Below are 25612 nucleotides of genomic sequence, written 5' to 3' on the forward strand. Positions count from 1 at the left end.
TCAGAGCACCCGCTCGCGGTGGTCGAAGTTGTGGCCGTGCAGCGGGCAGGGCTGGCGGGGATCACGGGGACACAGGACCCAGACCTCCGTCGCGCGGGCCCGGTACAACCGGTAGGGCGACTCGCCCGTGACGTCGGCGAGGGTCAGCTGGCTCCCGCCGCGCGCCTCGGGCCCCGGATAGACCTCCAGTCCGTGAGCGAGCTCGTCGCCCTCGACGACCTCTGCAACGGCGGATCCGTACAACGCGCGACCGTGGTAGGCCGGGACCCTCGAGTCGAACACCACGAGGCTCACCTCCGGGCGCGCCTCGACGTTGCGTGAGTGCTGCGACGTCTGGCTGGAGGTCCAGTAGAAGTCACGGAGCCCATCGGCCGTGAAGTAGACCGGGCTCGTCCACGGGGTGCCGTCGTCGTTGATCGAACCGATCGTCACGTACGCGATCGAGTCGACGAGTGAGTGCGCGTGCCCCGACAGGTCGTCCATGACCTAGTCGGGGAGCCCCAAGGCTCGTGCGGCGTCCTCGACCTGGTCCCACTTGGCGCGCGCACCGCCGAGCCGGTCGGGATGTGCCTGCTTGCGTGCCTTGCGATAGACGACCATCAGCTCGTCGAACGACGGGTTGGTCGGCAACGGGTCGACGCCGGCGACGGACTCCAGCGTCATGATCGCGGCGAGCTCCTTGGGAGTCTGCTTCACGGGCGCCGGGGTCGAGGAGCGCGGCGGCGTGGCACCCTTGGCCTTGCGGAGGTCGTACTCGCGCTTGCGAGACGGAATGCCGACCAGGTTGGCGTCGTAGACCGGGATGTTGAGCTTCTTGCGGGCGAACTCCGCAGCGGCCTGGGCCGATGCCACGCGGCGCCGGAGCGACTCGCCGTCAGCGGCGACGAGCAGCAAGGTCGTCTGCGTCACCGACGTCTTGGGCTCGATGTAGCCCTCGACGCCCTTGCGCGACTCCGCGAACGCGCGCAGCGCGTCCAGGTCGCCCTTGCTGGCGTTGCGATCGGACACGACGGCGCCGCCGTCAGTCCGTGCCTTGCGCCCGCGGAAGATTCCCATGGCCGCAATTGTGCCCGATGAGTCCTCACCCCGGTGGCACCTTGCTCGGGTCGAGTGACAAGATGAGGATGAACGAGATTTCCCTTGGGAGGACACCGTGGCGGACACCGCCGGCAACAACTTCGACATCGTGATTCTCGGCGGCGGAAGTGGCGGCTATGCGTGCGCACTCCGCGCCGTACAGCTCGGCAAGTCAGTCGCTCTGATCGAGAAGGGCAAGCTGGGCGGCACGTGTCTCCATACGGGATGCATCCCGACCAAGGCGTTGCTTCACGCGGCTGAGATCGCCGATGGCGCCCGCGATGGCTCGCACTACGGGGTGAAGTCGACGTTTGACGGCATCGACATGCCGGCCGTCAACGCCTACAAGGACGGCGTGATCGATCGCCTCTACAAGGGCCTGCAGGGCCTCATCAAGTCCGGCGGCATCACGGTCGTCGAGGGTGACGGCAAGCTCGTCGGGCCCAAGACCGTCGAGGTCAACGGTCAGCAGTACACCGGCACCAACGTCGTGCTCGCCACGGGCTCGGTGTCGCGCACGCTCGGAGTGGAGATCGGTGGCCGCGTCATCACGAGCTCTGAAGCCCTGACGATGACGGAGGTGCCTGAGAAGGTCGTCATCATCGGCGGCAGCGTCATCGGCGTCGAGTTCGCCTCGGTCTGGAAGTCGTTCGGCGCCGACGTCACGATCATCGAAGGGCTGCCGACGCTGATCCCGCTCGAGGACCCGTCGCTGTCCAAGCAGCTCGAGCGGGCATTCCGCAAGCGCAAGATCAACTTCAAGACCGGTGTGAAGTTCACGGGTGTCGTGCAGACCGAAGCGGGGGTCACCGTGAGCCTCGAGGACGGCACCACGATCGAGACCGACTTGGTGCTCGTCGCGGTCGGACGTGGACCCAACTCGGCTGGGATGGGCTATGAAGAGGCCGGGATCACGGTCGACCGTGGCTGGGTCCCCACCAACGAGCGCCTTGCCACCAATGTCGACGGTGTCTTCGCCGTCGGCGACCTCGTACCCGGACTCCAGCTCGCACATCGCGGCTTCGCCCACGGCATCTTCGTCGCCGAGGAGATCGCCGGACTCAAGCCGCAGCCCGTCATCGACTCGGGTATCCCTCGAGTCACCTACTGCGATCCCGAGATCGCCTCCGTTGGCCTCACCGAGCCGCAGGCCCGTGAGAAGTACGGCGATGACAAGGTCGAGATCCAGGACTACAACCTGGGCGGCAACGGCAAGTCACAGATTCTCGGTACGGCGGGCAGCGTCAAGCTCGTCCGCGAGAAGGACGGACCCATCGTGGGCGTCCACATGATCGGCGCCCGATACGGCGAGCAGGTCGGCGAGGCCTCGCTCATGGTCAACTGGGAGGCCTACCCCGAGGACGTCGCGCAGTTCATCCACGCACACCCCACCCAGAACGAAGCACTCGGCGAGGCCGCACTGGCCCTGGCCGGCAAGCCCCTACACTCACACGCCTGACCCGGAGAACCAGAGGACCCCATGGCTACGTCTGTCACCCTTCCTGCCCTTGGTGAAAGTGTCACCGAGGGAACAGTCACGCAATGGTTGAAGCAGGTCGGTGACACCGTCGCCGTCGACGAGCCGCTGCTGGAGATCTCGACCGACAAGGTCGACACCGAGATCCCGTCGCCGGTCGCCGGAGTCCTGCTCGAGATCAAGGCAGCCGAGGACGAAACCGTCGAGGTCGGCGCCGTGCTCGCCATCATCGGTGACGCGGGCGAGTCCGCCGGCGGAGACACCACGCCCGCAGCCGAGGCGCCAGCCGCCGAGCCCGCACCTGCCACTGAGCCCGAGCCGGCACCTGCCGCAGAGCCAGCACCCGCAGCCGAGCCGGCGCCTGTCGCTGAGGAGCGCTCCGCCGCTCCTGTCGACAGCGCACAGGCCCAGCAGGACGCCGCAGAGTCGGCACCCGCTCCGCAGGCCGAAGCCGCTCCGGCATCCTCCGGTGGCGGTACCGCGGTGACGCTCCCCGCACTGGGCGAGAGCGTCACCGAGGGCACTGTGACCCAGTGGCTCAAGCAGGTCGGTGACGACGTCGCCGTCGACGAGCCGCTGCTCGAGATCTCGACCGACAAGGTCGACACCGAGATCCCGTCACCTGTCGCTGGCAAGCTGCTGGAGATCAAGGTCGCCGAGGACGAGACCGTCGAGGTCGGCGCCGAGCTCGCGATCATCGGCTCCGCCGACGCAGCTGCTGCTCCGGCACCTGCCGATCCGGCTCCTGCTCCGACCCCCGCGCCGGATCCCGAGCCCGCCCCGTATCCCGAACCGGTCGAGGCACCCAACGCGCCGACAGTTCCGGAGCCGGCACCCGCGCCCGAGCCGGCACCCGCCCCGACGCCTGAGCCCGCCCAGCCTGAGACGCAGGCCGCACCCGAGGCCGCACCGGCTCCGGCCGCCGCACCCGAGGCCGCACCGGCTCCGGCCGCCGCACCTGCCGCTCCCGCGCCGGCACCCGCCGCCTCGGGTCAGACCGATTCCTACGTCACACCGATCGTGCGCAAGCTCGCCAAACAGCACGGCGTCGACCTTGCCGCGATCACCGGTACGGGCGTGGGCGGACGCATCCGCAAGCAGGACGTCATCGATGCGGCCGAGGCCAAGCCGGCAGCCGCGCCCGCCGCGGGCACGCCCGCTGCGCCTACGCCGTCCGCCGAGCCGTCGCCCCTGCGCGGCAAGACCGAGAAGGTGTCGCGTCTGCGCAAGACCATCGCGACGCGCATGGTCGAGTCCCTCGAGACGTCAGCCCAGTTGACGCAGGTCCATGAGGTCGACGTCACCGAGGTCGCTCGCCTGCGTGCCAAGCACAAGGACGCGTTCCTCGAACGCGAGGGCGTCAAGCTGACCTATCTGCCGTTCTTCGCGAAGGCCGCGATCGAGGCGCTCAAGCTCTACCCCGTGCTCAACGCGGCCCTCAACCTCGAGGAGGGTGTCATTACCTACCCGTCGGGTGAGCACCTTTCGATCGCCGTCGACACCGAGCGCGGCCTGCTCGCGCCCACGATCAAGGACGCCGGCGACCTCTCGATCGCGGGTCTGGCACGCAAGATCGCCGACGTCGCCGATCGGACGCGCAACAACAAGATCCTCCCGGACGAGCTGTCCGGCGGCACGTTCTCGATCACCAACCTCGGCAGCAACGGCGCACTGTTCGACACGCCGATCATCAACCAGCCGCAGGTTGCCATCCTGGGTGTCGGCGCGGTCGTCAAGCGCCCGGTCGTCATCACCGACCCGCAGGTCGGCGAGAGCATCGCGGTCCGCAGCATGGCCTACCTCGCGCTCACGTACGACCACCGACTGGTCGACGGCGCAGATGCCGGACGTTTCCTCACCGCCGTCAAGCAGCGACTGCAGGCCGGAGCGTTCGAGGTCGAGCTCGGATCCTGACTCGGATGCAGGTCGTCATCGGTGGGGCGTCGGGGTTTCTCGGCACCGCACTGACTGACCACCTGCGTTCTGAGGGGCACACTGTCACCCGCCTGGTGCGATCTGGGACCGGTGACGATGCCTCACGGTGGGATCCTGCCGCAGGGGTCATCGACCAGCACGTGATCGACTCCGCGGACGTCGTGGTCAACCTGTCCGGCGCGTCGATCTCACGATGGCCCCGCACGCGCGCCTACAAGCAGGAGCTGCTCGACTCGCGTACGTCTCCGACCGGCACATTGGCTCAGGCCATCGCGAAGTCGCCCACACCACCGGCGCTGCTGTCGGGTTCGGCGATGGGCTTCTACGGCGGGGATCGCGGCGACGAAGTCCTCACCGAGTCGAGCCGCGGCGGTACCGGATTCCTCGCCGACATCGTCCAGGCGTGGGAGGCCGCCGCCGCTCCAGCCGTCGAGACGACCCGCGTGGCGTTCCTCCGTACGTCGCTGGTCCTCGACAAGAGCGGCGGAATCCTCAAGCTGATGCAGGTGCCGTTCAAGCTCGGCGGGGGTGCGAAGCTCGGACCCGGCACGCAATACATGTCGGTCATCTCGTTGCAGGACTGGCTGCGTGCGGTCACCTACATCGCCGCCTCCCCGACCGCCAGCGGACCGTTCAACCTCACGACGCCCAGCTCGCAGACCAACGCCGACCTGACCGACGAGCTCGGCAGGGCGCTGCATCGTCCGACGTTCCTCACGGCGCCGTCGTTCGCGCTCAAGGCCGCCCTCGGCACGAGCATCGCGAGCGACCTGCTCGGTTCGCTGCGGCTCTCCCCCGCCGCCCTGACCCGGGCCGGGTTCACGTTCGAGCACCCCGACCTGCGGTCGACCCTCGAGGCCGGCCTGTGACCGGAGTCCCCGAGCCCTCCATTCCCCGCACCGATCCACGAGCCGGCTTCATCGAATACCTCGACTTCTTCCGAGCCGAGGTACGCCGCACGTGCTCAGGTCTCGGCGAGGCCGAGCTGGCGACGAGCATCGTGCCATCGGGCTGGACCCTGCCGACCATGGTCGAGCATCTCGTGCACATGGAGCGCCGATGGCTCGTCTGGGGATTCGTCGGCGAGGACGTACCCCGTCCACGAGCCGACCGGGCCGCGGACGGCAGCTTCGTCACCGACCGGCCGATCGGCGTTCTGCTCGACGCCCTCGACGAGGGCGGCCGACGCACGCGGTCGATCGTCGAGAACCACGACCTCGCCGACCGGGCGACTGTCGGCGGCATGTTCGCATCGGGTGACTCCCTGCCGACGCTGCTGTCGATCCTGCTGCACGTCAGCCAGGAGTACGCCCGCCACCTCGGGCACATCGACATCGCCCGCGAGCTGATCGACGGGCTCGTCGGCGACGACTAGTCGATCCGCCATCCGTCGCGGGTGCGGATGAGGGTCACGACACGACGGGTCGGCTGATCCGTGGGGAGAGCCCGCGAGGTGCCGTCGTCCCAGACGATGCGCGATGACTCGAGCTGGTCGACGACGTCGAGCCGAACCTGCTCTGCAGACGAGCTCCTGACCGTGCACGACAACAGGACGAGGTCGGCGCCGGTCACCCGTGCACCGCGGCTCGCATAGGCGCTGATGATCGACGCGTCCTGGGTGCGTCCCGAGCTCCCGGGCGCGTAGACCTTGTCGAGCAGTGCCGCGTCACGGTGGGCGAACGCCTCGGCCCGTACGTCGTCCAGCTCACCGAGCACGCCGGCCCAGTGGAGGTCGTTGGAGCCGAGCACGGATGTCACCGCTGCAACCAGCACGGAGATCCAGTCCATCGCGGCACCATGCACCAATCGCGCCGATGACGCCGATCGGCATCCACAGGCGGGACTGGTCAGCGACGTCAATGCCTTGGTGCTGGTGCGCGGGGATACGCTGGACAGGTGAGCAAGCTCCAGATCCTCGACGACTGGTATGGCGACAGGGCGATCGACTACCTCGATGCCTGGGAGATGCAGCGCGAGCTGCACCAACAGCGCGCCGACGACCAGATCGACGACACGGCGATGTTCCTCGAGCACCCCGCCGTCTACACCGCCGGCCGGCGCACCGAGCCACACGAGCGTCCGTTCGACGGCACCCCCGTGATCGACGTCGACCGCGGCGGCAAGATCACGTTCCACGGTCCCGGCCAGCTCGTCGGCTACCCCATCACCAAGCTCCCGTCGCACGTCCTGGTCGTCGACTACGTACGCCGCGTCGAGGAAGCGCTCATCCGTGCCGTCGCCGACCTCGGCGTCGCCACCGGCCGCGTCCAGGGTCGCTCCGGGGTCTGGCTCCCGGCGGGCAACGGCAGGATCGAGCGCAAGATCGCCGCGATCGGCATCCGCGTCTCACGCGGTGTCACGATGCACGGCTTCTCGCTCAACGCCAACGTCGATCTCGGCTACTACGACCGCTTCGTCCCGTGTGGCATCGCCGACGCGGGCGTGACCACGTTGAGCTCCGAGCTGGGCCGCGATGTCACGGTTCCGGAGGCCGCTGCAGCTGTCACACCGCACCTTGTGGAACTGCTGCAGTGGGAGTCGTACGTACCGTCGCCCGACCTCACGGCAGACGCTCCACTGCTGGATCTGTCCATTGGTGCGCAGGCGTAGGCTGATCCTGTGACTATCGCTCCTGAAGGCCGCAAGATGTTGCGGCTCGAAGTCCGCAATGCGGAGACGCCGATCGAGAAGAAGCCTGAGTGGATCAAGACTCGCGCCAAGATGGGTCCTGAATACACCGAGTTGATGAACCTGGTGAAGGGCGAAGGCCTGCACACGGTGTGTCAGGAGGCTGGTTGTCCCAACATCTTTGAGTGCTGGGAGGACCGTGAGGCGACGTTCTTGATCGGTGGTGAGCAGTGCACCCGGCGGTGTGACTTCTGCCAGATCGACACCGGCAAGCCCGACCCGATTGACCGTGATGAGCCTCGCCGGGTCGCCGAGAGCGTGCAGAAGATGCAGCTGCGTTACGCCACGATCACCGGTGTCGCCCGTGATGACGTACCCGACGGGGGTGCGTGGTTGTATGCCGAGACGGTCCGCAAGATCCACGAGCTCAACCCTGGTATCGGTGTGGAGAACTTGATCCCTGACTTCAACGGCATCCCCGAGCTGCTCGAGCAGGTCTTCGATTCTCGTCCTGAGGTGTTGGCGCACAATGTCGAGACGGTGCCGCGTATCTTCAAGCGCATCCGCCCGGCGTTCCGTTACGAGCGTTCGCTGGACGTGATTACCCAGGCCCGTGACTACGGTCTGGTGACCAAGTCCAACCTGATCCTGGGCATGGGTGAGACCCGCGAAGAGGTCTCCCAGGCGCTGGTCGACCTGCACGAGGCTGGCTGCGACCTGATCACGATCACCCAGTACCTGCGCCCGTCCAAGCGTCACCATCCCGTGGAGCGCTGGGTCAAGCCCGAGGAGTTCGTCGAGCTCAAGCACGAGGCTGACGAGATCGGCTTCGCCGGCGTCATGTCCGGTCCCCTCGTACGTTCGTCCTACCGCGCCGGCCGGCTCTACCAGCAGGCCATCGAGTCCGGACGCGGCAACGCCGCGATCCGCACCGCCAACTAGACTGGCCGCCATGTCCAACGCCACACCCGAACCCGCCAAGGGCCGCATCCGCCAGATGCGACAGGCCTACACGATCACCAAGCGCAGCGATCGCAACATCGGCCTGATCCTGCTGCTGACGTTCCTCGTGTTCGGCGGTGCGGCGGGAGCGCTCGGCTACTTCGTGTTCGGCACCGGCACGTTCGGCCTGGTCGTCACGATCCTGTTCGCCGTGCTGATCGGCATCCTCGCCGCGCTGATCGTCTTCGGCCGACGCGCCGAGAAGGCTGCCTACGCGCAGGTCGAGGGGCAGATGGGCGCCGCTGCCGGCGCCCTGCAGATGCTGCGCCGCGGGTGGGACGTCAAGCCGGCTGTCGCGTTCACCAAGAACCAGGACGTCGTTCACCGCGTCGTGGGTCGTCCCGGCATCATCCTGGTCGGTGAGGGCAACCCGTCCCGGGTCAAGAACCTCCTCGCAGCCGAGAAGAAGAAGCACGCCCGCATCGGCGGCGACGAGGTGCCTGTCACCGACATCGTCGTCGGCCGCGGTGAGGGTGAGATCCCGCTGACCAAGCTCATGAAGCACGTCCGGAAGCTGCCCAAGAACATCAAGCCCGCGCAGATGACGGCCCTTCTCTACAAGCTCAAGGCCCTCGACGCGATGCGTCCGGCTGCCCCCATGCCCCGCGGCCCCGTGCCGACCAGCATGAAGGGCTCCCGCAAGGCGATGCGCGGCTAGTCGAGGCCGCCCGCGGCCGAGCACAAACCGCGCGCCAGCGCAGCGTGAGCGTAACGCGGCGAAGCCGCCACACTGCGAGGCGCGGTGAGTCGAGGCCGCCCGCGGCCGAGCACCAACCGCGCGCCAGCGCAGCGTGAGCGTAACGCGGCGAAGCCGCCACACTGCGAGGCGCGGTGAGTCGAGGCCGCCCGCGGCCGAGCACCAACCGCGCGCCAGCGCAGCGTGAGTGTAACGCGGCGAAGCCGCCACACTGCGAGGCGCGGTGAGGACATGGGCACGCTCGAGTCCGTCGTCTCACGCCGCCTCGCTTCGCTCACGGTCGGCCGTGGACGGCCCCCTGGCGGCCGAAGTCCTTCCTCGGTCTATGAGCCGGACCGCGGTGGTACGTCGACGACTGCTGCCAGCGCTGTCGGCCAGCTGGCATCGTCCCAGAAGTCGCTGTGACCCCGCAGACGCGTCACGGGCCCGGTCTGCAGCGCCGCGTCGTACGGCGTCGGGTCGATGATCCGCCAGTCTGCGCCGCTGATGCGACGTCGGGTCAGCGGATCGTACGCGTCGGGCTGACGACCGGCGCCAAGGTCCGGGAAGTGCTGCGATGAAGGCTCAGCACCGTCGGCGGAGTGGTCCCACGAGAGCACCGGTCCCGCCAACGGGTCGGTGGCCCGGTAGAGGTTGATCCACGCGCCGTTGAGCCCGTCGTACAGTCCGGCGATCGACTCGAGGTTGACGAAGCCGGGGAACGCCCGCGGGAAGATCATGCGCAGCTGCGAGCCGAACGTCAGCAACGCCACCCGATCGCGCTCCTCCTGCCGGAGCAGCATCAGCGCTCCGAACGAGATCAGGCTCCCCTGGCTGTGGCCGCACACGACGACCGGGCGGTTGACGTCGGATTCGGCGATCGTGCTGAGGTGCCAGCGAATCCGGTCACGCAGGTCGACGACGGTCCGCTGCGAGTAGGGACGAGGCACGAACGGGTGGACCGCGTGGGGCCAGAACGACACGATGTCCCAGATGATGCTCACGCCGCGGCGTGACGACTGCGTCTTGATGGCTCCGCGAGCCAGGGCGACCATCCCGCCGGCGAGGGCGAGGAGCGTCCACGCACCGAAGATGGTCAGGAAGTCGCCGTTGCCGGTACGCCGTGGCTGGCTGAGGTAGTCGAGGAACCCGGGGGCCTCCTTGCACTGCGTCGGATCGTTGCCGCCGACACAGAAACCGATCTCCCACGCGGTGACCAGCGAGAGGATCACGCCCACCACCACGAACGTCCAGAAGAGAGCCGGCAGCTTGGTCTTGAGCCGACCGATCCAGATGCCTCGCGCGATCTTCGACGTCCAGCCGTCCGGCAGCCTGGTGGTGGCCTCGGGCGGTACCGCATGCATCGCCTCGCTCGCAGCGACGAAGTGCTTGTGACGGATGAAGTAGAACGTGACCGCGAAGATCGCGATGCCGATCATCAGGAAGGCGTTGAGTCCCCAGGCGTACGCGACGCGGTCCAGGATCGGTGTCACGCCGACCCGGGTGCGCAGTGTCTGGCCGCGCTCGGTGATGGTCTCGGCTATGTCGAGGTTGAGCGACGTCGACACGGCGGTGGCGACGGCAGCGGAGAGCCCGACACCGATGAACATCGAGATCGTGGAGACGAGATAGCTCGTCATCCCCCACGCGTACCGGGCGAAGAATCGCGACGGTGCAACGGCGCTGGTGGTCGTGGAACGCGTGGTCACCGCGAGTGCGAGGTTGGCGATCGACATCAGCACCAGCGCGGCCACGCCGAACACCAGGAGCGTGTTGGAGACGCCGTCGAAGGCATCGATGCGACCAACCGGCTTCGGACGCTCCGTCCCGTTCATCCGAATCGCCGCGGCGATGACGACGATCCCCGAGATCACGACGAGGAGGGGCGACAGGACCTTCGTCACGGCGTGCCATCTCTCTCGCAGCCGCGCCATGCGCGACGGCATCGCCACGCTGACGGAGCCCTCGGGATCGCCGAGGAACGTGACGACCACGGCCGCGACGACGAGCAGCGCGAACGCCGCCACTGCGAGGAATGGCCGGTCGTCCCACGCCGACTCGTTGCGCGCGACCGTCGCCATGAGGGCGATGAGCGCGAACGCCGCCACGAGGTGGAGCCCTCGCAGCGTCGAGGCGTCGGCGTCGCCGCGATAGAACGACTTCTTCGACAGCGGGGTTGTGGTGTTCTCGTCCATCTCGGTCGAGTCGGACGGTCCCGTACGACCAAAACCCTTGCCGAGCGCATACATCACGACCATGGCCAGCGCACTCAGGATGACGGCGACCATGAGCACCGTGTCCGGGTCATAGCTGCGCAGCAGACGCGTCCTGGCCGCCCAGCGCCAGCCGAGCAGGTCCATCAGCACGAATCCGGCGGTGAAGGCGAACAGGCAGGTCAGCAGGAGGGCCGCGAGGCGCAGCAGCGCACCGCAGACGCCGTGCCAGAACTTCGACGTACGGCTCACGAACGGCGGCAGCATGAACTGCGCCGCATTGATCAGGCCGAACGGTACGAGGGCCAGCCACAGCCCGGCCCGCCACGATCCCGAAGTGAACTGGCCCCAGTGATAGCCCTCGACGGTGTGACCGTCCTCGGCCTTGAGCTCCTTGCCGTCACCGCCGACCGGCCGGAAGTAGCGGGAGTAGCCGTCACCGGCGACCTGCTTGACGTGCGGATGAGCGAGCAGGGACTCCGGCGGCGTGCCGCTCACGCCGTGAACCCGGAGCTCGACCCATCGACTCCCAGCCATGGAGCGACTCAACCACTCGCGGAGGCGCGGCGTCTAGACGCGGATGACGCGCGACCCCGCGGCGATGTCGTGCAGCCCGCGCTTGTCGTCGTTCATCACGATCGCCGGCAGCACGAGCGACAGGAGCACGGTACGTACGATGGCTCGCGGCACCCCGATTGGCACACCTTGGGGATTTTCGACCCGCAACCCGAGGATCCGTTTGCCGATCGTGAATCCGAGGAGTCCCGTCAGGAGCGCCACCTCGACCACGAAGAACCCGACGATCACCAGGTTCTCACCGGGATTCCTGGGCGGATAGGTGACATTCGTGAGCGCCACGGCACTGAGAGCCGCCACCGCCCAGTCGATGATCAGAGCAGCGATTCGGCGGCCGAGCGAGGGGGTCTCCACCCCGCGAGCCTATCGAGGCGCGAATGCGGGGGTTCTGGGGATCTGTAACATGCCGGAAACAAACCAGTGACGGTCGGGAAACTGCCGGAGCCTAACGTCAGGTTCAGTGCAGCGACGCACTTTCCTGCCATGTAGACAAGCTGACCGCGATGCGGTCGAGGAGGCCCAATGTTCGGCAATGCCGACGAGCTGTTCAAGTTCATCAAGGACGAGGGCGTCGAGTACCTCGATGTCCGATTCACCGACCTGCCCGGCATCCAGCAGCAGGTGACCCTGCCTGCGTCGACGTTCGATGCCGACATGGTCAAGAGCGGCGTCGCGTTCGACGGCTCGTCGATCCGCGGATTCCAGACGATCGACCAGTCCGACATGGTGCTCTACCCGGACATCAGCACGGCGTACGTCGACCCGTTCAAGGCCCGCAAGACCATCGCGATGGACTTCTTCGTCCACGACCCGATCACCGGCGAGGCCTACTCGCGCGATCCCCGCAACATCGCCCGCAAGGCCGAGGCCTACCTGGCCACGACCGGCATCGGCGACACGGCGTACTTCGCGCCCGAGGCGGAGTTCTACGTCTTCGACCGGGTCAACTACGGCACCAGCGCCAACAAGTCGTTCTACGAGATCCAGTCGAGCGAAGCCGCTTGGCAGACCGGCAACTCGATCGACGACAACCGTGGCTACCAGGTCCGCTACAAGGGCGGCTACTTCCCGGTCGCGCCGACCGACAAGACCGCTGACCTCCGCAACGACATGATGACCAACCTGACCAACGCGGGCCTCACGCTCGAGCGTGGCCACCACGAGGTCGGTACGTCGGGCCAGGCTGAGATCAATTACAAGTTCAACACGCTGCTGGCAGCTGCCGACGACGTCATGAAGTTCAAGTACATCGTCCGCAACACGGCCTGGGCCAACGACAAGACCGTGACATTCATGCCGAAGCCGATCTTCGGTGACAACGGCTCGGGCATGCACGTGCACCAGTCGATCTGGAACGACGGCAAGCCGCTGTTCTACGACGAGTCGGGTTACGGCGGTCTGTCGGACCTCGCTCGCCACTACATCGGCGGCATCCTGAAGCACGCCCCGTCGCTGCTGGCGTTCACCAACCCGTCGGTGAACTCCTACCACCGTCTGGTGCCGGGCTTCGAGGCTCCGATCGCGCTCGTCTACTCGGCTCGCAACCGCTCGGCCTGTGTCCGCATCCCCATCACGGGGTCGAACGCCAAGGCCAAGCGCATCGAGTTCCGCTGCCCCGACCCGTCGGCCAACCCGTACCTCGCCTTTTCGGCGCTGCTGCTGGCCGGCCTCGACGGCATCAAGAACAAGATCGAGCCGCCTGCCCCGATCGACAAGAACATCTACGAGCTGCCGCCGGAGGAGTACGACGCCATCGACATGGTGCCGACGTCGCTCAACTCGGTGCTCGACTCCCTCGAGGCAGATCACGAGTTCCTGACCGCTGGTGATGTGTTCACGCCCGACCTGATCGAGACGTGGATCGACTACAAGCGCACCCAGGAGATCCTGCCCGTGCAGCTGCGCCCGCACCCGCACGAGTTCGAGCTCTACTACGACATCTAAGTCGTAAGGACTGGGATTCCAGCGAATTCATCACGAAACCTCGCCTGTAGTCCGCAAATAGTCCGCAAGAACTGGCACTTGGGCCGTGATCACACCATCGATCGCGGCCCTTGTGCTGTCGTCAGCGTCCGGCCACAGGTGCCCGTAGGTGTCGAGAGTCGTCTTCGCCGACTTGTGACGGAGTCGCACCTGGACGACCTTCACGTCAGCACCCGAGCTGATCAGCAACGACGCGCAGTAGTGCCGGCCGTCGTGGAACCGATACTCCGGCGTCAGGCCATGAGACTCAACTACCTTGGCGCGTGCGTTGCGAAAGGCCCGCTCGAGCGTCCGTGGCGACAGCTGGTCCAACCACTCGTTGCGGAACAAGTCCTCGCCGTCGACGACGTGAGCTTGTACGTGAGCCGCCAGCAGCTGCGCAAACGACTGTGGGATCGGCACTGGGGTCTTGGACGCCTCAGTTTTGAGCGGCTCGGCTGGATACGCACTGTCGGCGACACGATCCCGCGCATGAAGTCGACATCGATGACTCGCAGTCCGCATACCTCGGCGGTTCTCAGGCCAGCGAACGCGCCTAACAGGATTGTGGCCCGGAGATGTTCGGGCATCGCGTCGTGGAGCGCCCAAATCTGTTCTGTGGTCGCCACGTAGGGCTTCTGCTCCCCCGCCTTCGGCGAAGTGCGTCGGGAGCATGGGTTCTTGGCAACGAGGTCGTCGTGGATCGCGTCGGTGTATATCGGCGAGAGACGGGCATGGAGCGCGTAAACGTACGAGTCGCTGAGACCTGCGTTCTGCAGATTGACCACCCAGGCGCGGACGTCGGACGACTTCACGGCCGAGAGGCGCCGGGATCCGAATTCCGCCTCGATGTGAGCGATGTGCGTCTTGGCCTGCCGGACCGTCGAAGTTCGATGAACGGCGTAGCCCTCGAGCCAGCGAGTGCACCATTCGCCTACGGTCGTCTTTGCCGCCTTCGGATCCACGTAGGTGCCGGCACCGATGCTTGATGTGATCTCGTCGAGCCACTGACTCGCATCGACCTTCCTGTCGAAATGGCGAGCGTGCTCCCTGCCGGAGTCACCAACGACCAGGCCGCGCAGACCGCAACGCTCAACTCGATCGACAACATCCTTGGAGGAAACAAATGACAATCCGACGTCAACGCATCGCGACCGCCCTCGCCATAGTCGCCGCTCAAGTCCAGCGACACCCGAAACCTGCCAATGACGACGCGGCGATGCTGGTCGGGGAGCTCGTGGCCCGATGTGGTGGGAGCCCCACAACTGCGGCTATCGAAATCGCCCAAGTAGCCGCGTCAACGCTCGTGACTGTCGCCGGCAAGGCAGGCGTTCCGCGGGCTGCGCTCACGGAGGCACTCCGAGCACAGATCGCAACGTTTGAATCAGCCACTCCCGACTAGGGCTTTGACCTGCGAGTGTCGATTATCCAAGAATGCTGAGCACGGTTCCCACGAGGGTTAGCATCAGACCCCGAACTTCCCACCTCATCGCTGCCGTCGCTACCTGACGGCCTTCGAGTTGTTGCTCGATCATCCTTGTTTCTAGGTCGCTGGCTCGTTCCGTCAGTCGCTGCTCCAATTGCAGGACTAGAGACTCTTGTTCGGAACGGTTCTCCTCGACTTGATCGCGGAGGCGGTCGAGGTTCTGAGCCAACTTTTCTGCGCGTACGTCTATGTCGTCGTCAGGCTGAATTGGACTCCACACCGAGCCCCTTGCCGACGCAGTTACAACGATCGAAGCCGCTCCCTCGACGTTGACTGTGACGCTCGTTGAGCGCCGTAGCTTTCGGCGCACCCACCCGCGGGCACTGCTCCACTGACTCATGAGCCTTGGTTCCAGCTCATACAGTGACACCCCGCTGTGCCGCCCGAAGTAGGCCACGAGAGTCACGATTACCCCAATGACGGTGATCACATTGCCGATTTCCTGCATTGCAGAAGTGTCCCCCGCGCTGCTCGCTTGGGCTAGCGGGCCACGCTGTGAGTCGAACCAGACAGATCATGGAAGTAGATGGGCCGCAAGCCAAGCCCGCCTGAGGTTCAAAACCCCCGGTGCACCACCCCTCCCCCCACCCCCAAACCCGTCACCGTCCCGTTCGGGTGATCGCTGTGCGCGCAGGTTTCAGGGTTTTTGCGGGTGGGTCAGCACACGGCTCAAATTGCAAGGAAATTGGACTACTAGCACCTACGAGATGCGTCACAGGAGGCGACCGAAATGCCGTACGCGAACCGCTCGAGTGCGCTCACCAAGGTCGTGCATGCAATGGGTCTGCCGACGTGTCACGGCTGTGGATGTGGACTGCCGCCGGCGTCCGGAAACGGTGGCTCAGCTCGCAAATGGTGCGGTCCCGCGTGTAGGACCTTCGCTCGTCGACGTCGGCTCCCGAACATGATGCGGCCCCGACCTGTTGAGGAACTCGAGGCGGAGACGGTTGCCGCCCTGGAGGCACACACGGCTGACCGTGCCAGTTGGTCTCACAACATGCGGGCTATGAGCCTTCTGACCCTGTTGGGTCATCACCGGGGGTGAGTTCGATCGGTGGGACGTACCCGTCTAGTGGCCACTCATAGTCAGCGATCAGGGTGGCTCGGTCGTTGTAGTCGTGGCTTTCGATCTGCGCGAGAACCTCATCTAGCGGTCGGTCGCGGTTGATCATGTCGGGACCGGTTGCGCTGACCGTGTTGCGAGGGGGCCGTGGCATCGGGAGTTCTGGGAGCGAATCGTCGTCGGGGTGAGAGTAGACAAATCGATCAGCGTTGAGCATGACCGTGCTGTTGTGAGTTCTTGCCAACCGTGTGGACGGGGGCAGGTCGAAATCCTGGTCGCCGATAGCCGTCATGAGCAACATGGTCTGCCTGTCGAGCGCCACCGTGATGTATCCGGCATTCGCCAAGCCGACGCCCATAAAGTCGGGGTGGTCATCGGCGGGCATCAACGCGATTGGAGTGTCGTTGATTGCAAGACTGAGCCTTGTGAACTGAACTCGATGCCAACCCCGATCGTGCACAAGTCGGGTTGCAGACTCGATCGTATGACCAAGAGCGGTGACGTGCTCAAGAGCACTGACAGTCCACTTCGCGTTCGAACCGGTCACGTCCGCCCAGATCGTCTCGACTTCGTCGTCGGTTACACGCCGACGAAGGCCCTTCTCCATCGTGTGCCGCAAATAGGCGATCCCGCCCATGCCAACTTGCATCGCGACGATGAGGGACTTGTGCTGCGCCTGAGATCGTCGGTGTGCTGTGCTGCGAAGGTATTGCGCTGCAATCCACGTGGAAATGTCGTGGCGCTCTTGCGCAGTCGGCCACCAGATCAATGACCCGATCGCACGTCGCACGGCTGGCGCAGCCGCGCCCTCAACCGCTGACAACCACCGCTCCCACTCGTCAGAGTGCGAGCCATCATCGAGAAGGACGTTGTAATAGTCGTTGACGACGGATGCGTTGTTGATCGACACGATTGCCCGTCGCCCGGTAGTGACATCAAGCTGGGCGAGTTGATTATTCTCGTTCGCGAATCCTTGAAGGTGAAACCGCGGCACTGTGTGGTGTCGTCGGCTCCGAGGTTGAGGCACGAATTGAACCTACGATGCGCGAACGACATTCCTGCGGATGTCACCATGACACGGTGAGCAACCCATACAGCGATGACGAGTTGATCGAAGCGGCATCGCGAAATCTGCGCTACCTCGACATGCTCGAATCACAGACCGTTGGCGCTGAGCAAGACGACATGCGCGGGTGGGTCGGGGCGGCTCTTTTCTGGCTGATTGCCGCAGACGGACTTCTCGAGCAAACCCGGGAGATGCCCTTCGGAGACTCGAACTATTCGACTCTTCGAAACGCCAGCGCCGGTGGCCAGACACTCGAGGCACTTCGAGGAGTGCGAAACGAAGTCGCACACGGAGTCGCTCTCGCCCTGAGCAATCAGGGCCTCGTTTACCCGTTGTTCGAAGATGGTGTGATGGATTTCGGTGGCGGATGGGTGCAGCTGGACGTGATTCTTGAGTCCCATGTTCGTCGGGAACGAAGCATGACCCAGCGGAAACAGGATCTCTATTCACAGTTCGTCGCGGGACAACCGCCGTGGACCCCAATATCCGCCGCGACGCTTTGGCTGCGAGAACTCCTCCAACAGCCTGGAGCTGTGCCAGGATCGCGAGATGGAGTCTGACGGCGAGCTCGACGAGCCGCGGAGACTCATACGGCCGAAGCTTCCGCCCAGACAAGACCTCTCAGACGATGTTGTCCTGACGCAATACGGCACCCAATTGCCTGACGGGAAGACGGAGTTTCGGGGTGGTCCGCGAGCAAGCGAACACGGGCTATCACTCTTGGTTGGACGAGTAGACGCCGACGCCGCGACGCTGTGCGTCCGGCAACATCTGGCTGAGCCGTACGACATCGTTCGCCACACACGCGTCGGCCTTCTCCGGGACGCGGGGTTTATCGTGAGCCACGCCCCTGTGGAGTGGTTCATCAACCACGCTCTTGTACACGTCCCCGGCCCTGACCCCAAGTGGGACAATCAGTCGAAGAACGCGTTCAAGCGGACGTTCGTCGATTTCGCAGAGGAGGACTCACATGGTCGTAGTTGACGATCGCCTTGGCCTCTCTTGGTGGAATGGGCGACCCACCGTGATGATCGAAGTGATTGACGGACGTCCGCGTTTGGCTTGGCTGATCGTTGGGCATAACGAGCCCTTCGACGTCTGGCTGTTCTCGTACCTGACTTGGGACGAAGCCGACGCCCTGACCGCGATGCGACCGGCCGGCTTGGATCTCGATGCGTGGCTCGGAGAGCGCGAGGGCGAGTTTGAGGGTTGGTACTCGCTGTATGCCGGGGGCGGTCTACTTGCACAGATGACAGTGCGGTATCCGAATAGGCGAGGTCTTGCGCGAGAGGCGATGCGGGTCATGCACGAGGCGGTTGTCGCTCTGTTGGATGACAAGCCCGAGCTGCGGCCTATTGCTGACGACCTTGCGTATAGGCTCGCTGCCTAGTCGGGCGGGGGCACTCTTCCGGTGCTAGGAATTGCGGGCGCGACTGCGAGCGGTCTGCCCAGAGATTCCAGCGCGTGGTGCTTCGCCGGCGACTGCGTATCGACCGATGATCGCCTCCACGTCTTCCGGCCGGTAGCGAATCGTGTGAGTTGAGAGCTTGACGCACGGCCACTCGTCGGCCTTGGTGCGGCGTTTCACCTGGTCCTCACTGATGGCGAGGATCTCAGCGACCTGCAGTGCTGTCATGAGCGGTGATGTCATGTGCCAATCCTCTACAGAAAGCCGAGCGCCCCGCGCACTCTTCGGGGGAAGTGCCGCGGGGCGCTCGCGCTTGACGACGACGCTAACCCGAGACGGCCCGTGACGTCGAGATGATGTGCTGTCCGATCGTGGCAGTGACCACCCGTACCCATCCGGGTGACGGCATAGCGAGGCCACGCTCCACACGCGAGAGATAGGAGACGCTCACGCCGGCGGAGGTCGCAACCTCATCCAGCGTCATCCCGCCGCCTGTCCGCAGCGTGTGCAATGCGACACCCACCGCTGTCGACATCATGCCTCTGCTTCCGCGTTGATCCGGTAGAGCTCGTCCGCCAGCTTGATTAGGGCTTCGCCGTACTCGCGGGCGTGCACAGCGGTGAACGTCTGCCCGCCGAGGTGCGCGTCACTGAGGTAGATATGGATCGGCTCGCCTGGACACTCGGATATCTGACCGTATCCGTGTGGTGTGTCGACCAGCGGGCGCGAGAAGTGCATAACCTCGCCGAGCTGGTCGACACAGTCGCCGGCACACCATGGCGGGCATTCGGTGGTCATCGTGGCGTTCATGCCTGCACCGCCGAGGCGATGTGGTCCAGTTCGTTCCCTGCGGCGACAAGTGCCGACGCCAGCGAGCGAGCCTCAGCCGACGTCATCTCGCCCTGGTTGGGGTCTTCGGGAACGTAGATCACCGGTTCATCTGCAATCGGCTGACCGTCCGAGACTGTCATTTGCTCGATCAGGATCTTGCCCAAGGGCGAGTTCCTGATCGCTCTGCGGTGCACGACGTCGCCGCAGCGATTGGCGCCGCGGTCAGTTGCATGGTCGGTCTCACACCAAGACGGGCAAGCGATTTCGATACTCTGATTCATGATTGATCTTCCTTTTCTGTAGATCGATCCACGCCTCCGGGGACTCCACTCCCGCGGGGGCACCTTGCTTTGATGGGTTGGAAGAGTCGCACGATTCATCGGCGACACAAAGAGAAGTGACTTCGTAAAGTGGCGTGGCGGGCCTCGGTTTAGTCCGCAAATAGTCCGCAAGAGGTCCGCAAACAGCCATCCGCAACCAACGCCACAGATGGCTAACACATTGGAATTGCAGTCTTTTTCAACGTGGTCGACGGTAGCTATCGCTCGGTCGAAAGTTCGAGCTCTACTACGACATCTGACCGGTGGAGCAGGGAGGGCGTGCCGCAAGCGGAAGGTGAGCCTCCGCCCCGCAGCCACACCTGCTGACGTACCGATCACGCTGACGTGACCAGGACGCCCCTGACCCCGACGGGTCAGGGGCGTCATACGTACGATGGCGAGGATCCCATGCCTCCCTCAGACGAACGTCCCCGCAAGCTTCTGCTCGTCGTCGACGCCCCTTCGCTTCTGCACCGAAACCACCACGCCCGCGCGCATACCAGGATCACGGATCGAGCGGGACGTCCTGCCTGGGCGCTCCACGGCATGCTGCTCCAGATCCTCGAGGCGATCGACGGATTCGCGCCCGACGCCGTGATCTTCGGACTCGACGATCGGACCGCGTCGATACGCGCAGACGTCTACCCCGCCTACAAGGCAGGCCGCGCCGAGAAGGACGCAACGCTCGTCGAGCAGCTCAATCGCGCCGGCGCGCTGCTTGATGCCCTCGGCCTCGCCACGCTGACTCCCCCGGGCCTCGAAGCAGACGACGTCAGCGCCTCGGGAGCCGCCTGGGCGCGCGACAACGGCTGGGACTGCGTCATCATCACATCCGACCGGGACGCGTTCGCGCACATCAGCGACCACACCCACGTGCTCCGACTGATCAATGGCGGCATCAGCGCCTCCCCTCTGCTCACCCCGGCGCGGCTCGTCGCGATGTACGGCGTCGCTGCCGAGCACTACCTGGATTTCGCTGCCCTGCGTGGAGATGCGAGTGACAATCTGCCAGGGGTTGCCGGTATCGGAGAGAAGACCGCGGCGGCTCTCCTGACGCAGGTCGGGCCCATGCAGACCGTCTGGGCAGACATCGACCAAAATGGCGGCAACGCCGTCGTCGCCACGATGGACTCCTGGGCCGCTGAGACGGGAGCGCGACGATTGGGGGCCACCGTCGTACGTCGACTCACCGCGCCTGACGCCCGCGAGCGCTACCACTTCAACGTCCGCATCATGTCGGGACGGGCCGACCTCGACCTCGGCATCACCCCCGATGTGCCTGGCACGCCGGGGCTGCTGCCGCTGGATACCCACCGTGTCCACACTGTCGTGGGCTATCTGGGCGTCGAGTCGACGACCTCGCTCGCGATCCGAGTGCTCAGCACCGATCCGGCGTCCGCGGCGCTGCACTGACGCCAGCAATCCACGCTGACCTCGCTCATGCTGCGCATCACGGCGGCTACATGACGCGGCGGACCTCCTGAGGCCAGCCGCATCCCACGGAAACCTTGGCGGCCCAGTACTTCGCAGTCTCCTCGTCCGGGACGTCGACCACCGCGAATCCACCGAGGAGCTCCTTGGTCTCGACGAACGGGCCGTCGGTGACGAGCACGTCACCGCTGGTGGGATCGGCGGAGAACACGGGGCCGTCCAGGTCGAGGCCACCCGCGAAGACGTACACGCCGGCCTCCTTCATCTCCTCGACCACCGCGGTCGACGGGGCGACACGACTCTGGAACCACTCCTCGGTGTGGTCGCCCACCCATTGCTGGTTGAAATAGATCAGGTACTGGGCCATGACTCCTCCTGTGCCCCGGCACGGTGCCGGTACTCACCATCTCCACGAACGGTGCCTGCCCTTTTCGACAGCGCACCCGGAAATTCTCGCTCAGCAGGCGGTGCCGCGGTCGACTGACAACACGGCGCCCGTGACGGACGCGGCAGCGTCGGATGCGAGGTAGGCGATTGCGTCGCTGACGTCGCTGGGCGGCATGAACCCGTAGCGGGCGCCGGCCGTTTCCATGAGCAGCTCCCAGTCCAGGACCGTGTCAGCGTGCTCGGCGGCTGCGTTGGTCGGCAGGTCCGTCTGGATCCCTCCCGGGCAGACCGTGTTGACGCGGATGCCGTCAGCAGCGAGCTCGAGCGCGAGCGACTTCATCAGCATGATCACCCCGGACTTCGAGGCGCAGTAGGCCGCTTGGTACGGCTGCGCGCGCAGGCCGGCGATCGACGCGACCGTGACGATGTTGCCCTTGCTCTCGCGCAGGTGCGGCAACGCCGCGTGGCTCACCAGCATCGGTCCGGTCAGATTCACGCCGAGATGACGCTGCCAGGTGCCGATGTCGAGATCCTCGAACCGGCGGAACTGGTCGATGCCGGCGACGTTCACGACGATGTCGATCCCATCGAGGCGCTCGGCGGCTGACGCGACTGCAGCGCGTACGGATGTCTCGTCGCTGACGTCGCAGGCCAGGACGTCACCCGCGGCGTTGAGGTCGACACCCACCACGGCGGCGCCTTCCCCTGCCAACAGCTCCACCGTCGCGGCGCCCACTCCCCCGGCCGCGCCGGTCACCACCGCCCGCTTGCCCTCAAAACGTCCACCCACGGCAACTCCTCCACTCGACACGGTCGAGGCAACGTAGCAGCCGGACGGACGCATGCATGCCCTGAACGCGGGTATGTCTTGGGGAGACCGACCCACGAAGGGGGCACCCCAGAGCCCGAGCTTGACGACGACACCATCGAAGTGCCCATGGACTGACCAGGCGGACCGTCAGCGACCGACGGCCTTCTCGAGCTCGGCCTTGCTCATCTTCGACCGACCCTCGATGCCTCGGTCCCTGGCCTCGTTGTAGAGCTGGTCACGCGTGCGTCCACCCGATCCACGGTGCGACCGTAGTCCGCCTCGGCGGCCTGATGAGATGTCGTCCGTCGAGGTCTTGCTGGACTCCTTGGCCTCGCCCGCTCGGGCACGCTCCTTGTTGACGGTTCGCGCCGCGATCTCCTCGGCCGTGTCCTCGGACCTGCCTCTGCCCTCAAGGCCTTCCTTGATGTGCTCGTACTGACGTTCGCGCGTGTCACTCCAGGCTCTTGGCATCGTGTGCTCCTCTCTCGAATGCCCATCACGTACCCGAAGGCGTCGAGCGTACGCATGAGTGCACCGTCATCGGGTACCCCACCGTCATGAGACTTGCTGCAGGACTGATTGTCGGCCTCGTGGCCGGTGCCGTGATGTACGCCGTGACCGAGCAGTTGCTCTGGCTTCCCGCCGGGGCGTTCATGGGGGTGTTCATCGGGGAGCTGCGCGTACGGCGACGCGAGCGATGAGAAACACGCTGCCGAATTGCCTGAACGCGAAACACCTTGAAATGTGACGCGTATTCTTGATGCATCCGCAAGTCCAACTCCCCTCGAGGTCTCGCGCATGGCAGCACACAAGCAACAGAGCCCGGGTTCGCGCGCCCTCGGCGTCTGGGACGAGGAGCTCGATCCGGAGAGCCCCGAGTTCCTTGACGAGTGTCTGGCCCTGATCAAGAAGTCCACCGCACGTCAGGCGTCCGCCGCAGTCGAGGCCGGGCGAACCCCAGCCGAGACCGCCGACGCGCGCCGTGAGGCAGATGACGCCCGGCGCGTCGTGGGCCAGCTCGAGGCGCACATCAGCGAGCTGCGCACCGCCCTCGCCGACGCGCAGGCCCAGATACGCGACAGCGCGGCGACGCTGCGTGACCAGGAGTCGCTCCAGCAGACGATCGCTGGGGTGATGACCGAACGCGACGCCGACCTGGCCGAGCTGCGCGAAGCCCGACGCCGCGAGGCACAGGCACACACCGAGCTGCTGACCGTACGGACCGAGCTCACCAACATCAAGGCCCACTACAACGACACGACGGCTGCACTCGCCGCCGCATCTGACCGGGCCACGCAGGCGCGAGCCGAGTTCGATCGTGCCCGCGAGGTGATCTCCCAGCACGACGAGGAGGTCAGCGAGCTCCGGCAGGTCATCGGTCGTCAGGAACGCGAGATCGAGCAGCTGCAGCAGCAGCTGCGCCAGTCCGATGACGCGCGAACGGCGGATGCCCACCTGCGCGACGTCATCGAGCGTCAGGAACGTGAGATCGCCGAGCTGCAGCTGCTGTTGCTGCAGTCCGAGGAGGCGCGGGCGGCCGATGCCGCGTCGTTCGTCCAGTCTCTCGACGCGCTCAAGTCCTGATCTGAGACAGAATTGCAACCTTTCGGGCCCCCGAAAGCCGCGTCGTCCCGCAAGACTTGTCACATGCCCGATGCCACCGTGCTCACCGAGCGATGGGTTGCTGCGTGGGCACACGTACGCGGGATCGAGGTGACCGAGCTCGACGGCTGGCCGCTGGTGCACACTCGGTCACGGACCCGCGAGAGCGAGCTGATCTGCACCGATCCCGGGCCCGAGGCCTTCAGCGCCTTGATGCGCCACGTCGCGGATGACCCGCGGGCGATGCTGACGGTCATCGCGGAGGACGTGAAGCCGTACGCCGTCCTGGAGCTGCCGCCAGGTGTACGCGTCGACCGCGACGACGAGACGCTGATGACGACGACACTCACCGCGACATCGGTCGCTCACGACACGGAGTTCGCCGCCCGGTGGGACATCACCGGCAGCAGCGTGACGCTGCGCCTCGAGACCTCCGACCACGTGGCCGCCGAGGGCACCGTCGGCGTGCTCGACGAGACTGCGGTGTTCGACGCGATCGAGACGTCACCGGCGTTCCAGCGTCGTGGTCTCGGCTCCTGCGTCATGGCGATGCTGACCTCGTACGCACTGGATCGCGGCGCGACCGACGGCGTCCTGGCGGCGACAGCCCAAGGTCGCGCGCTCTATGAGGCGCTCGGCTGGGATGTCGCCCTCGAGATGCGCTCGCTGATGGGCGCCTGATCAGACCACTGCGCTCCGGCGGCACACCTCGTCCCACGGAGTCGGCTCCATGCCGAAGTGCGCGCGAGCCGCGGAGTCGTCGAGGAGATAGGGCGCGGTCCACTGGTACGACAGCTGACGCAGCTCGCGCAGCATCGGAACAGCGAGCCCGGCCGCCGCGAGCAGAGCCTTCGGGATCGAGCTGACCTGGACCGGCGGCTTGCCGACACTCGCCAGCACGTCGTTGAGCGCCTGCTCCTGGGTGCGCGGCGGGTTGCTGGGCACGTGCCACGTACGTCCGTGAGCGGTCTCGTCAGCGGCGGCCGCCACCAGCAGGCGCGCCGTGTCGAGGACGTCGGTGAAGGTGTGCGGCACGTCCTTGCGGCCGATGACCCACGCACGCTTGCCCCTCAGCGCGCCCGGCACCTGGCGGGTGACGTGGCCGTTGTCGCCCACGCCGGTGCCGACGTAGTCCGAGCCACGCACCTCGACCGTCCTGATGCGGCCCTCGTCATGCAATGCCTTGGCGTCAGCCCACACCTTCGCGCGGAGGATGCCCTTGTGATCGGTGGCAGCGTCAGGCATGCCCTCGTGCATCGGCTCGCCCACCGGGCCGTACGGGTAGAGGTTGCCGGTGATGGCGTAGACCGCGCCCGATCGCTCGGCCGCCGTGAGGAACGCTGCCGCGAGAGGAGGCCAGAACTTCTCCCACGTCGTGTAGTCAGCGGGGTTGGCGCAGTTGTAGATCACCGTGACACCCTCGGCGGCAGTGCTCAGAGCCTCTGCGTCGGAGGCATCGAGGGCGATGTGCTCAACGCCTGGGATGCCGGTGTCGGTGCCGGATCGCGTCGCGACGACGACCTCCGAACCCTCGGCGGCGAGCAGCTGCGCGACATTGCGGCCCACGGGTCCGGCGCCGACGACCAGATGACGATCAGTCATGGGTGATTCCCTTCGAATATGGAGAGCACCGCTCTCGGTTTCAGCATCGCACGATCTGG

Annotated in this window: 31 protein-coding genes; 15 read left to right on the forward strand and 16 right to left on the reverse strand. The window is 65.8% G+C overall.

The window, feature by feature from the left end; all coding sequences use genetic code 11:
* On the reverse strand, positions 1-483 hold the full coding sequence (locus ABD683_RS18115) for a pyridoxamine 5'-phosphate oxidase family protein (protein ID WP_344771471.1): 483 nt from the start codon (positions 481-483) through the stop codon (positions 1-3).
* 3 nt (positions 484-486) lie between these two features.
* Positions 487-1056, reverse strand: a complete 570-nt coding sequence (locus ABD683_RS18120) for a hypothetical protein (protein ID WP_344771472.1) — start codon at positions 1054-1056, stop codon at positions 487-489.
* 97 nt (positions 1057-1153) lie between these two features.
* On the opposite strand from ABD683_RS18120, the gene lpdA reads away from it, so the two are divergent.
* The 4 genes from lpdA to ABD683_RS18140 are packed head-to-tail and all read left to right on the forward strand — an operon-like array spanning position 1154 to position 5864.
* Positions 1154-2536: a dihydrolipoyl dehydrogenase gene (gene lpdA / locus ABD683_RS18125; protein ID WP_344771473.1), complete on the forward strand. Its 1383-nt coding sequence runs from the start codon at positions 1154-1156 to the stop codon at positions 2534-2536.
* Positions 2537-2557: 21 nt separating this feature from the next.
* Positions 2558-4468 (forward strand): 2-oxoglutarate dehydrogenase, E2 component, dihydrolipoamide succinyltransferase, encoded by a 1911-nt coding sequence (gene sucB, locus ABD683_RS18130; protein ID WP_344771474.1) that lies wholly within the window; start codon positions 2558-2560, stop codon positions 4466-4468.
* Between the two features lie 5 nt (positions 4469-4473).
* Complete coding sequence (locus ABD683_RS18135) at positions 4474-5358, forward strand: TIGR01777 family oxidoreductase (RefSeq protein ID WP_344771475.1); 885 nt, start codon at positions 4474-4476, stop codon at positions 5356-5358.
* The gene (locus ABD683_RS18140; protein WP_344771476.1) at positions 5355-5864 is read left to right on the forward strand and encodes a mycothiol transferase; all 510 of its coding nucleotides are present in this window, start codon (positions 5355-5357) and stop codon (positions 5862-5864) included. The genes ABD683_RS18135 and ABD683_RS18140 overlap by 4 nt, the downstream gene beginning before the upstream one ends.
* Here the strand turns inward: ABD683_RS18140 and ABD683_RS18145 are convergent.
* Entirely contained in the window at positions 5861-6277 is a 417-nt protein-coding gene (locus ABD683_RS18145; protein WP_344771477.1) for a nuclear transport factor 2 family protein, read from the reverse strand. The two genes, ABD683_RS18140 and ABD683_RS18145, sit on opposite strands and share 4 nt — an antisense overlap.
* A 108-nt stretch (positions 6278-6385) precedes the next feature.
* Here ABD683_RS18145 and lipB point away from each other — a divergent pair, with 108 nt between their 5' ends.
* The 3 genes from lipB to ABD683_RS18160 are packed head-to-tail and all read left to right on the forward strand — an operon-like array spanning position 6386 to position 8777.
* Positions 6386-7099 (forward strand): lipoyl(octanoyl) transferase LipB, encoded by a 714-nt coding sequence (gene lipB, locus ABD683_RS18150; RefSeq protein ID WP_344771478.1) that lies wholly within the window; start codon positions 6386-6388, stop codon positions 7097-7099.
* A gap of 36 nt (positions 7100-7135) precedes the next feature.
* A complete protein-coding gene (lipA, locus tag ABD683_RS18155) occupies positions 7136-8059 on the forward strand; it encodes a lipoyl synthase (protein ID WP_344771633.1) in 924 nt (307 codons plus the stop codon).
* Between the two features lie 10 nt (positions 8060-8069).
* Entirely contained in the window at positions 8070-8777 is a 708-nt protein-coding gene (locus tag ABD683_RS18160; protein WP_344771479.1) for a DUF4191 domain-containing protein, read from the forward strand.
* Between the two features lie 362 nt (positions 8778-9139).
* Here the strand turns inward: ABD683_RS18160 and ABD683_RS18165 are convergent, their stop codons facing one another.
* A complete protein-coding gene (locus ABD683_RS18165; RefSeq protein WP_344771480.1) occupies positions 9140-11545 on the reverse strand; it encodes a hypothetical protein in 2406 nt (801 codons plus the stop codon).
* 33 nt (positions 11546-11578) lie between these two features.
* Positions 11579-11938 carry an RDD family protein gene (locus ABD683_RS18170; protein WP_344771481.1) on the reverse strand — a complete coding sequence of 120 codons (360 nt, stop codon included), beginning with the start codon at positions 11936-11938 and terminating at the stop codon, positions 11579-11581.
* A 168-nt stretch (positions 11939-12106) separates the two neighbouring features.
* Between ABD683_RS18170 and glnA the strand changes: the two genes are divergently transcribed.
* Positions 12107-13528 carry a type I glutamate--ammonia ligase gene (glnA, locus tag ABD683_RS18175; RefSeq protein WP_344771482.1) on the forward strand — a complete coding sequence of 474 codons (1422 nt, stop codon included), beginning with the start codon at positions 12107-12109 and terminating at the stop codon, positions 13526-13528.
* 30 nt (positions 13529-13558) lie between these two features.
* On the opposite strand, the gene ABD683_RS18180 is transcribed toward glnA, so the two are convergent.
* The 3 genes from ABD683_RS18180 to ABD683_RS18190 form a co-directional block, all read right to left on the reverse strand.
* Positions 13559-14476 carry a tyrosine-type recombinase/integrase gene (locus ABD683_RS18180; RefSeq protein ID WP_344771483.1) on the reverse strand — a complete coding sequence of 306 codons (918 nt, stop codon included), beginning with the start codon at positions 14474-14476 and terminating at the stop codon, positions 13559-13561.
* Positions 14477-14970: 494 nt separating this feature from the next.
* On the reverse strand, positions 14971-15480 hold the full coding sequence (locus ABD683_RS18185) for a hypothetical protein (protein ID WP_344771484.1): 510 nt from the start codon (positions 15478-15480) through the stop codon (positions 14971-14973).
* 556 nt (positions 15481-16036) lie between these two features.
* Positions 16037-17122, reverse strand: coding sequence for a DUF4238 domain-containing protein (locus ABD683_RS18190; RefSeq protein ID WP_344771485.1), 1086 nt, complete (start codon positions 17120-17122; stop codon positions 16037-16039).
* A gap of 53 nt (positions 17123-17175) precedes the next feature.
* Here ABD683_RS18190 and ABD683_RS18195 point away from each other — a divergent pair, with 53 nt between their 5' ends.
* The 3 genes from ABD683_RS18195 to ABD683_RS18205 are packed head-to-tail and all read left to right on the forward strand — an operon-like array spanning position 17176 to position 18551.
* Positions 17176-17721 carry a hypothetical protein gene (locus tag ABD683_RS18195; protein WP_344771486.1) on the forward strand — a complete coding sequence of 182 codons (546 nt, stop codon included), beginning with the start codon at positions 17176-17178 and terminating at the stop codon, positions 17719-17721.
* The gene (locus ABD683_RS18200; RefSeq protein ID WP_344771487.1) at positions 17711-18145 is read left to right on the forward strand and encodes a PDZ domain-containing protein; all 435 of its coding nucleotides are present in this window, start codon (positions 17711-17713) and stop codon (positions 18143-18145) included. The genes ABD683_RS18195 and ABD683_RS18200 overlap by 11 nt, the downstream gene beginning before the upstream one ends.
* The gene (locus tag ABD683_RS18205) at positions 18132-18551 is read left to right on the forward strand and encodes a hypothetical protein (RefSeq protein WP_344771488.1); all 420 of its coding nucleotides are present in this window, start codon (positions 18132-18134) and stop codon (positions 18549-18551) included. Before ABD683_RS18200 ends, ABD683_RS18205 begins: the two co-directional genes overlap by 14 nt.
* A 24-nt stretch (positions 18552-18575) precedes the next feature.
* On the opposite strand, the gene ABD683_RS18210 is transcribed toward ABD683_RS18205, so the two are convergent.
* The 4 genes from ABD683_RS18210 to ABD683_RS18220 all read right to left on the reverse strand — a co-directional run bounded on the left by ABD683_RS18210 (position 18576) and on the right by ABD683_RS18220 (position 19681).
* A complete protein-coding gene (locus ABD683_RS18210; RefSeq protein WP_344771489.1) occupies positions 18576-18812 on the reverse strand; it encodes a helix-turn-helix transcriptional regulator in 237 nt (78 codons plus the stop codon).
* 82 nt (positions 18813-18894) lie between these two features.
* Positions 18895-19107, reverse strand: a complete 213-nt coding sequence (locus tag ABD683_RS18575) for a helix-turn-helix domain-containing protein (RefSeq protein ID WP_425548523.1) — start codon at positions 19105-19107, stop codon at positions 18895-18897.
* On the reverse strand, positions 19104-19379 hold the full coding sequence (locus ABD683_RS18215; RefSeq protein WP_344771490.1) for a hypothetical protein: 276 nt from the start codon (positions 19377-19379) through the stop codon (positions 19104-19106). Before ABD683_RS18215 ends, ABD683_RS18575 begins: the two co-directional genes overlap by 4 nt.
* Positions 19376-19681: a DUF6907 domain-containing protein gene (locus tag ABD683_RS18220; RefSeq protein WP_344771491.1), complete on the reverse strand. Its 306-nt coding sequence runs from the start codon at positions 19679-19681 to the stop codon at positions 19376-19378. Before ABD683_RS18220 ends, ABD683_RS18215 begins: the two co-directional genes overlap by 4 nt.
* A gap of 447 nt (positions 19682-20128) precedes the next feature.
* Here ABD683_RS18220 and ABD683_RS18225 point away from each other — a divergent pair, with 447 nt between their 5' ends.
* Entirely contained in the window at positions 20129-21133 is a 1005-nt protein-coding gene (locus tag ABD683_RS18225; RefSeq protein WP_344771492.1) for a 5'-3' exonuclease, read from the forward strand.
* A 46-nt stretch (positions 21134-21179) separates the two neighbouring features.
* Here ABD683_RS18225 and ABD683_RS18230 read toward each other — a convergent pair whose 3' ends face one another.
* The 3 genes from ABD683_RS18230 to ABD683_RS18240 all read right to left on the reverse strand — a co-directional run bounded on the left by ABD683_RS18230 (position 21180) and on the right by ABD683_RS18240 (position 22820).
* Positions 21180-21518, reverse strand: a complete 339-nt coding sequence (locus ABD683_RS18230; RefSeq protein ID WP_344771493.1) for a YciI family protein — start codon at positions 21516-21518, stop codon at positions 21180-21182.
* A gap of 90 nt (positions 21519-21608) precedes the next feature.
* Positions 21609-22328, reverse strand: a complete 720-nt coding sequence (locus ABD683_RS18235) for an SDR family NAD(P)-dependent oxidoreductase (RefSeq protein ID WP_344771494.1) — start codon at positions 22326-22328, stop codon at positions 21609-21611.
* A 168-nt stretch (positions 22329-22496) separates the two neighbouring features.
* Positions 22497-22820, reverse strand: coding sequence for a plasmid stabilization protein (locus ABD683_RS18240; protein ID WP_344771495.1), 324 nt, complete (start codon positions 22818-22820; stop codon positions 22497-22499).
* Positions 22821-22906: 86 nt separating this feature from the next.
* Here ABD683_RS18240 and ABD683_RS18245 point away from each other — a divergent pair, with 86 nt between their 5' ends.
* The 3 genes from ABD683_RS18245 to ABD683_RS18255 all read left to right on the forward strand — a co-directional run bounded on the left by ABD683_RS18245 (position 22907) and on the right by ABD683_RS18255 (position 24632).
* On the forward strand, positions 22907-23050 hold the full coding sequence (locus ABD683_RS18245; protein ID WP_344771496.1) for a hypothetical protein: 144 nt from the start codon (positions 22907-22909) through the stop codon (positions 23048-23050).
* Positions 23051-23147: 97 nt separating this feature from the next.
* The gene (locus ABD683_RS18250; protein ID WP_344771497.1) at positions 23148-23933 is read left to right on the forward strand and encodes a coiled-coil domain-containing protein; all 786 of its coding nucleotides are present in this window, start codon (positions 23148-23150) and stop codon (positions 23931-23933) included.
* A gap of 63 nt (positions 23934-23996) precedes the next feature.
* Positions 23997-24632 (forward strand): GNAT family N-acetyltransferase, encoded by a 636-nt coding sequence (locus ABD683_RS18255; RefSeq protein WP_344771498.1) that lies wholly within the window; start codon positions 23997-23999, stop codon positions 24630-24632.
* On the opposite strand, the gene ABD683_RS18260 is transcribed toward ABD683_RS18255, so the two are convergent.
* Positions 24633-25553 carry an NAD-dependent epimerase/dehydratase family protein gene (locus ABD683_RS18260; RefSeq protein ID WP_344771499.1) on the reverse strand — a complete coding sequence of 307 codons (921 nt, stop codon included), beginning with the start codon at positions 25551-25553 and terminating at the stop codon, positions 24633-24635.
* Positions 25554-25612 lie beyond the last annotated feature (59 nt).

Origin of the sequence: Aeromicrobium panaciterrae (assembly GCF_039537165.1) — a bacterium.
GTDB lineage: Bacteria > Actinomycetota > Actinomycetes > Propionibacteriales > Nocardioidaceae > Aeromicrobium > Aeromicrobium panaciterrae.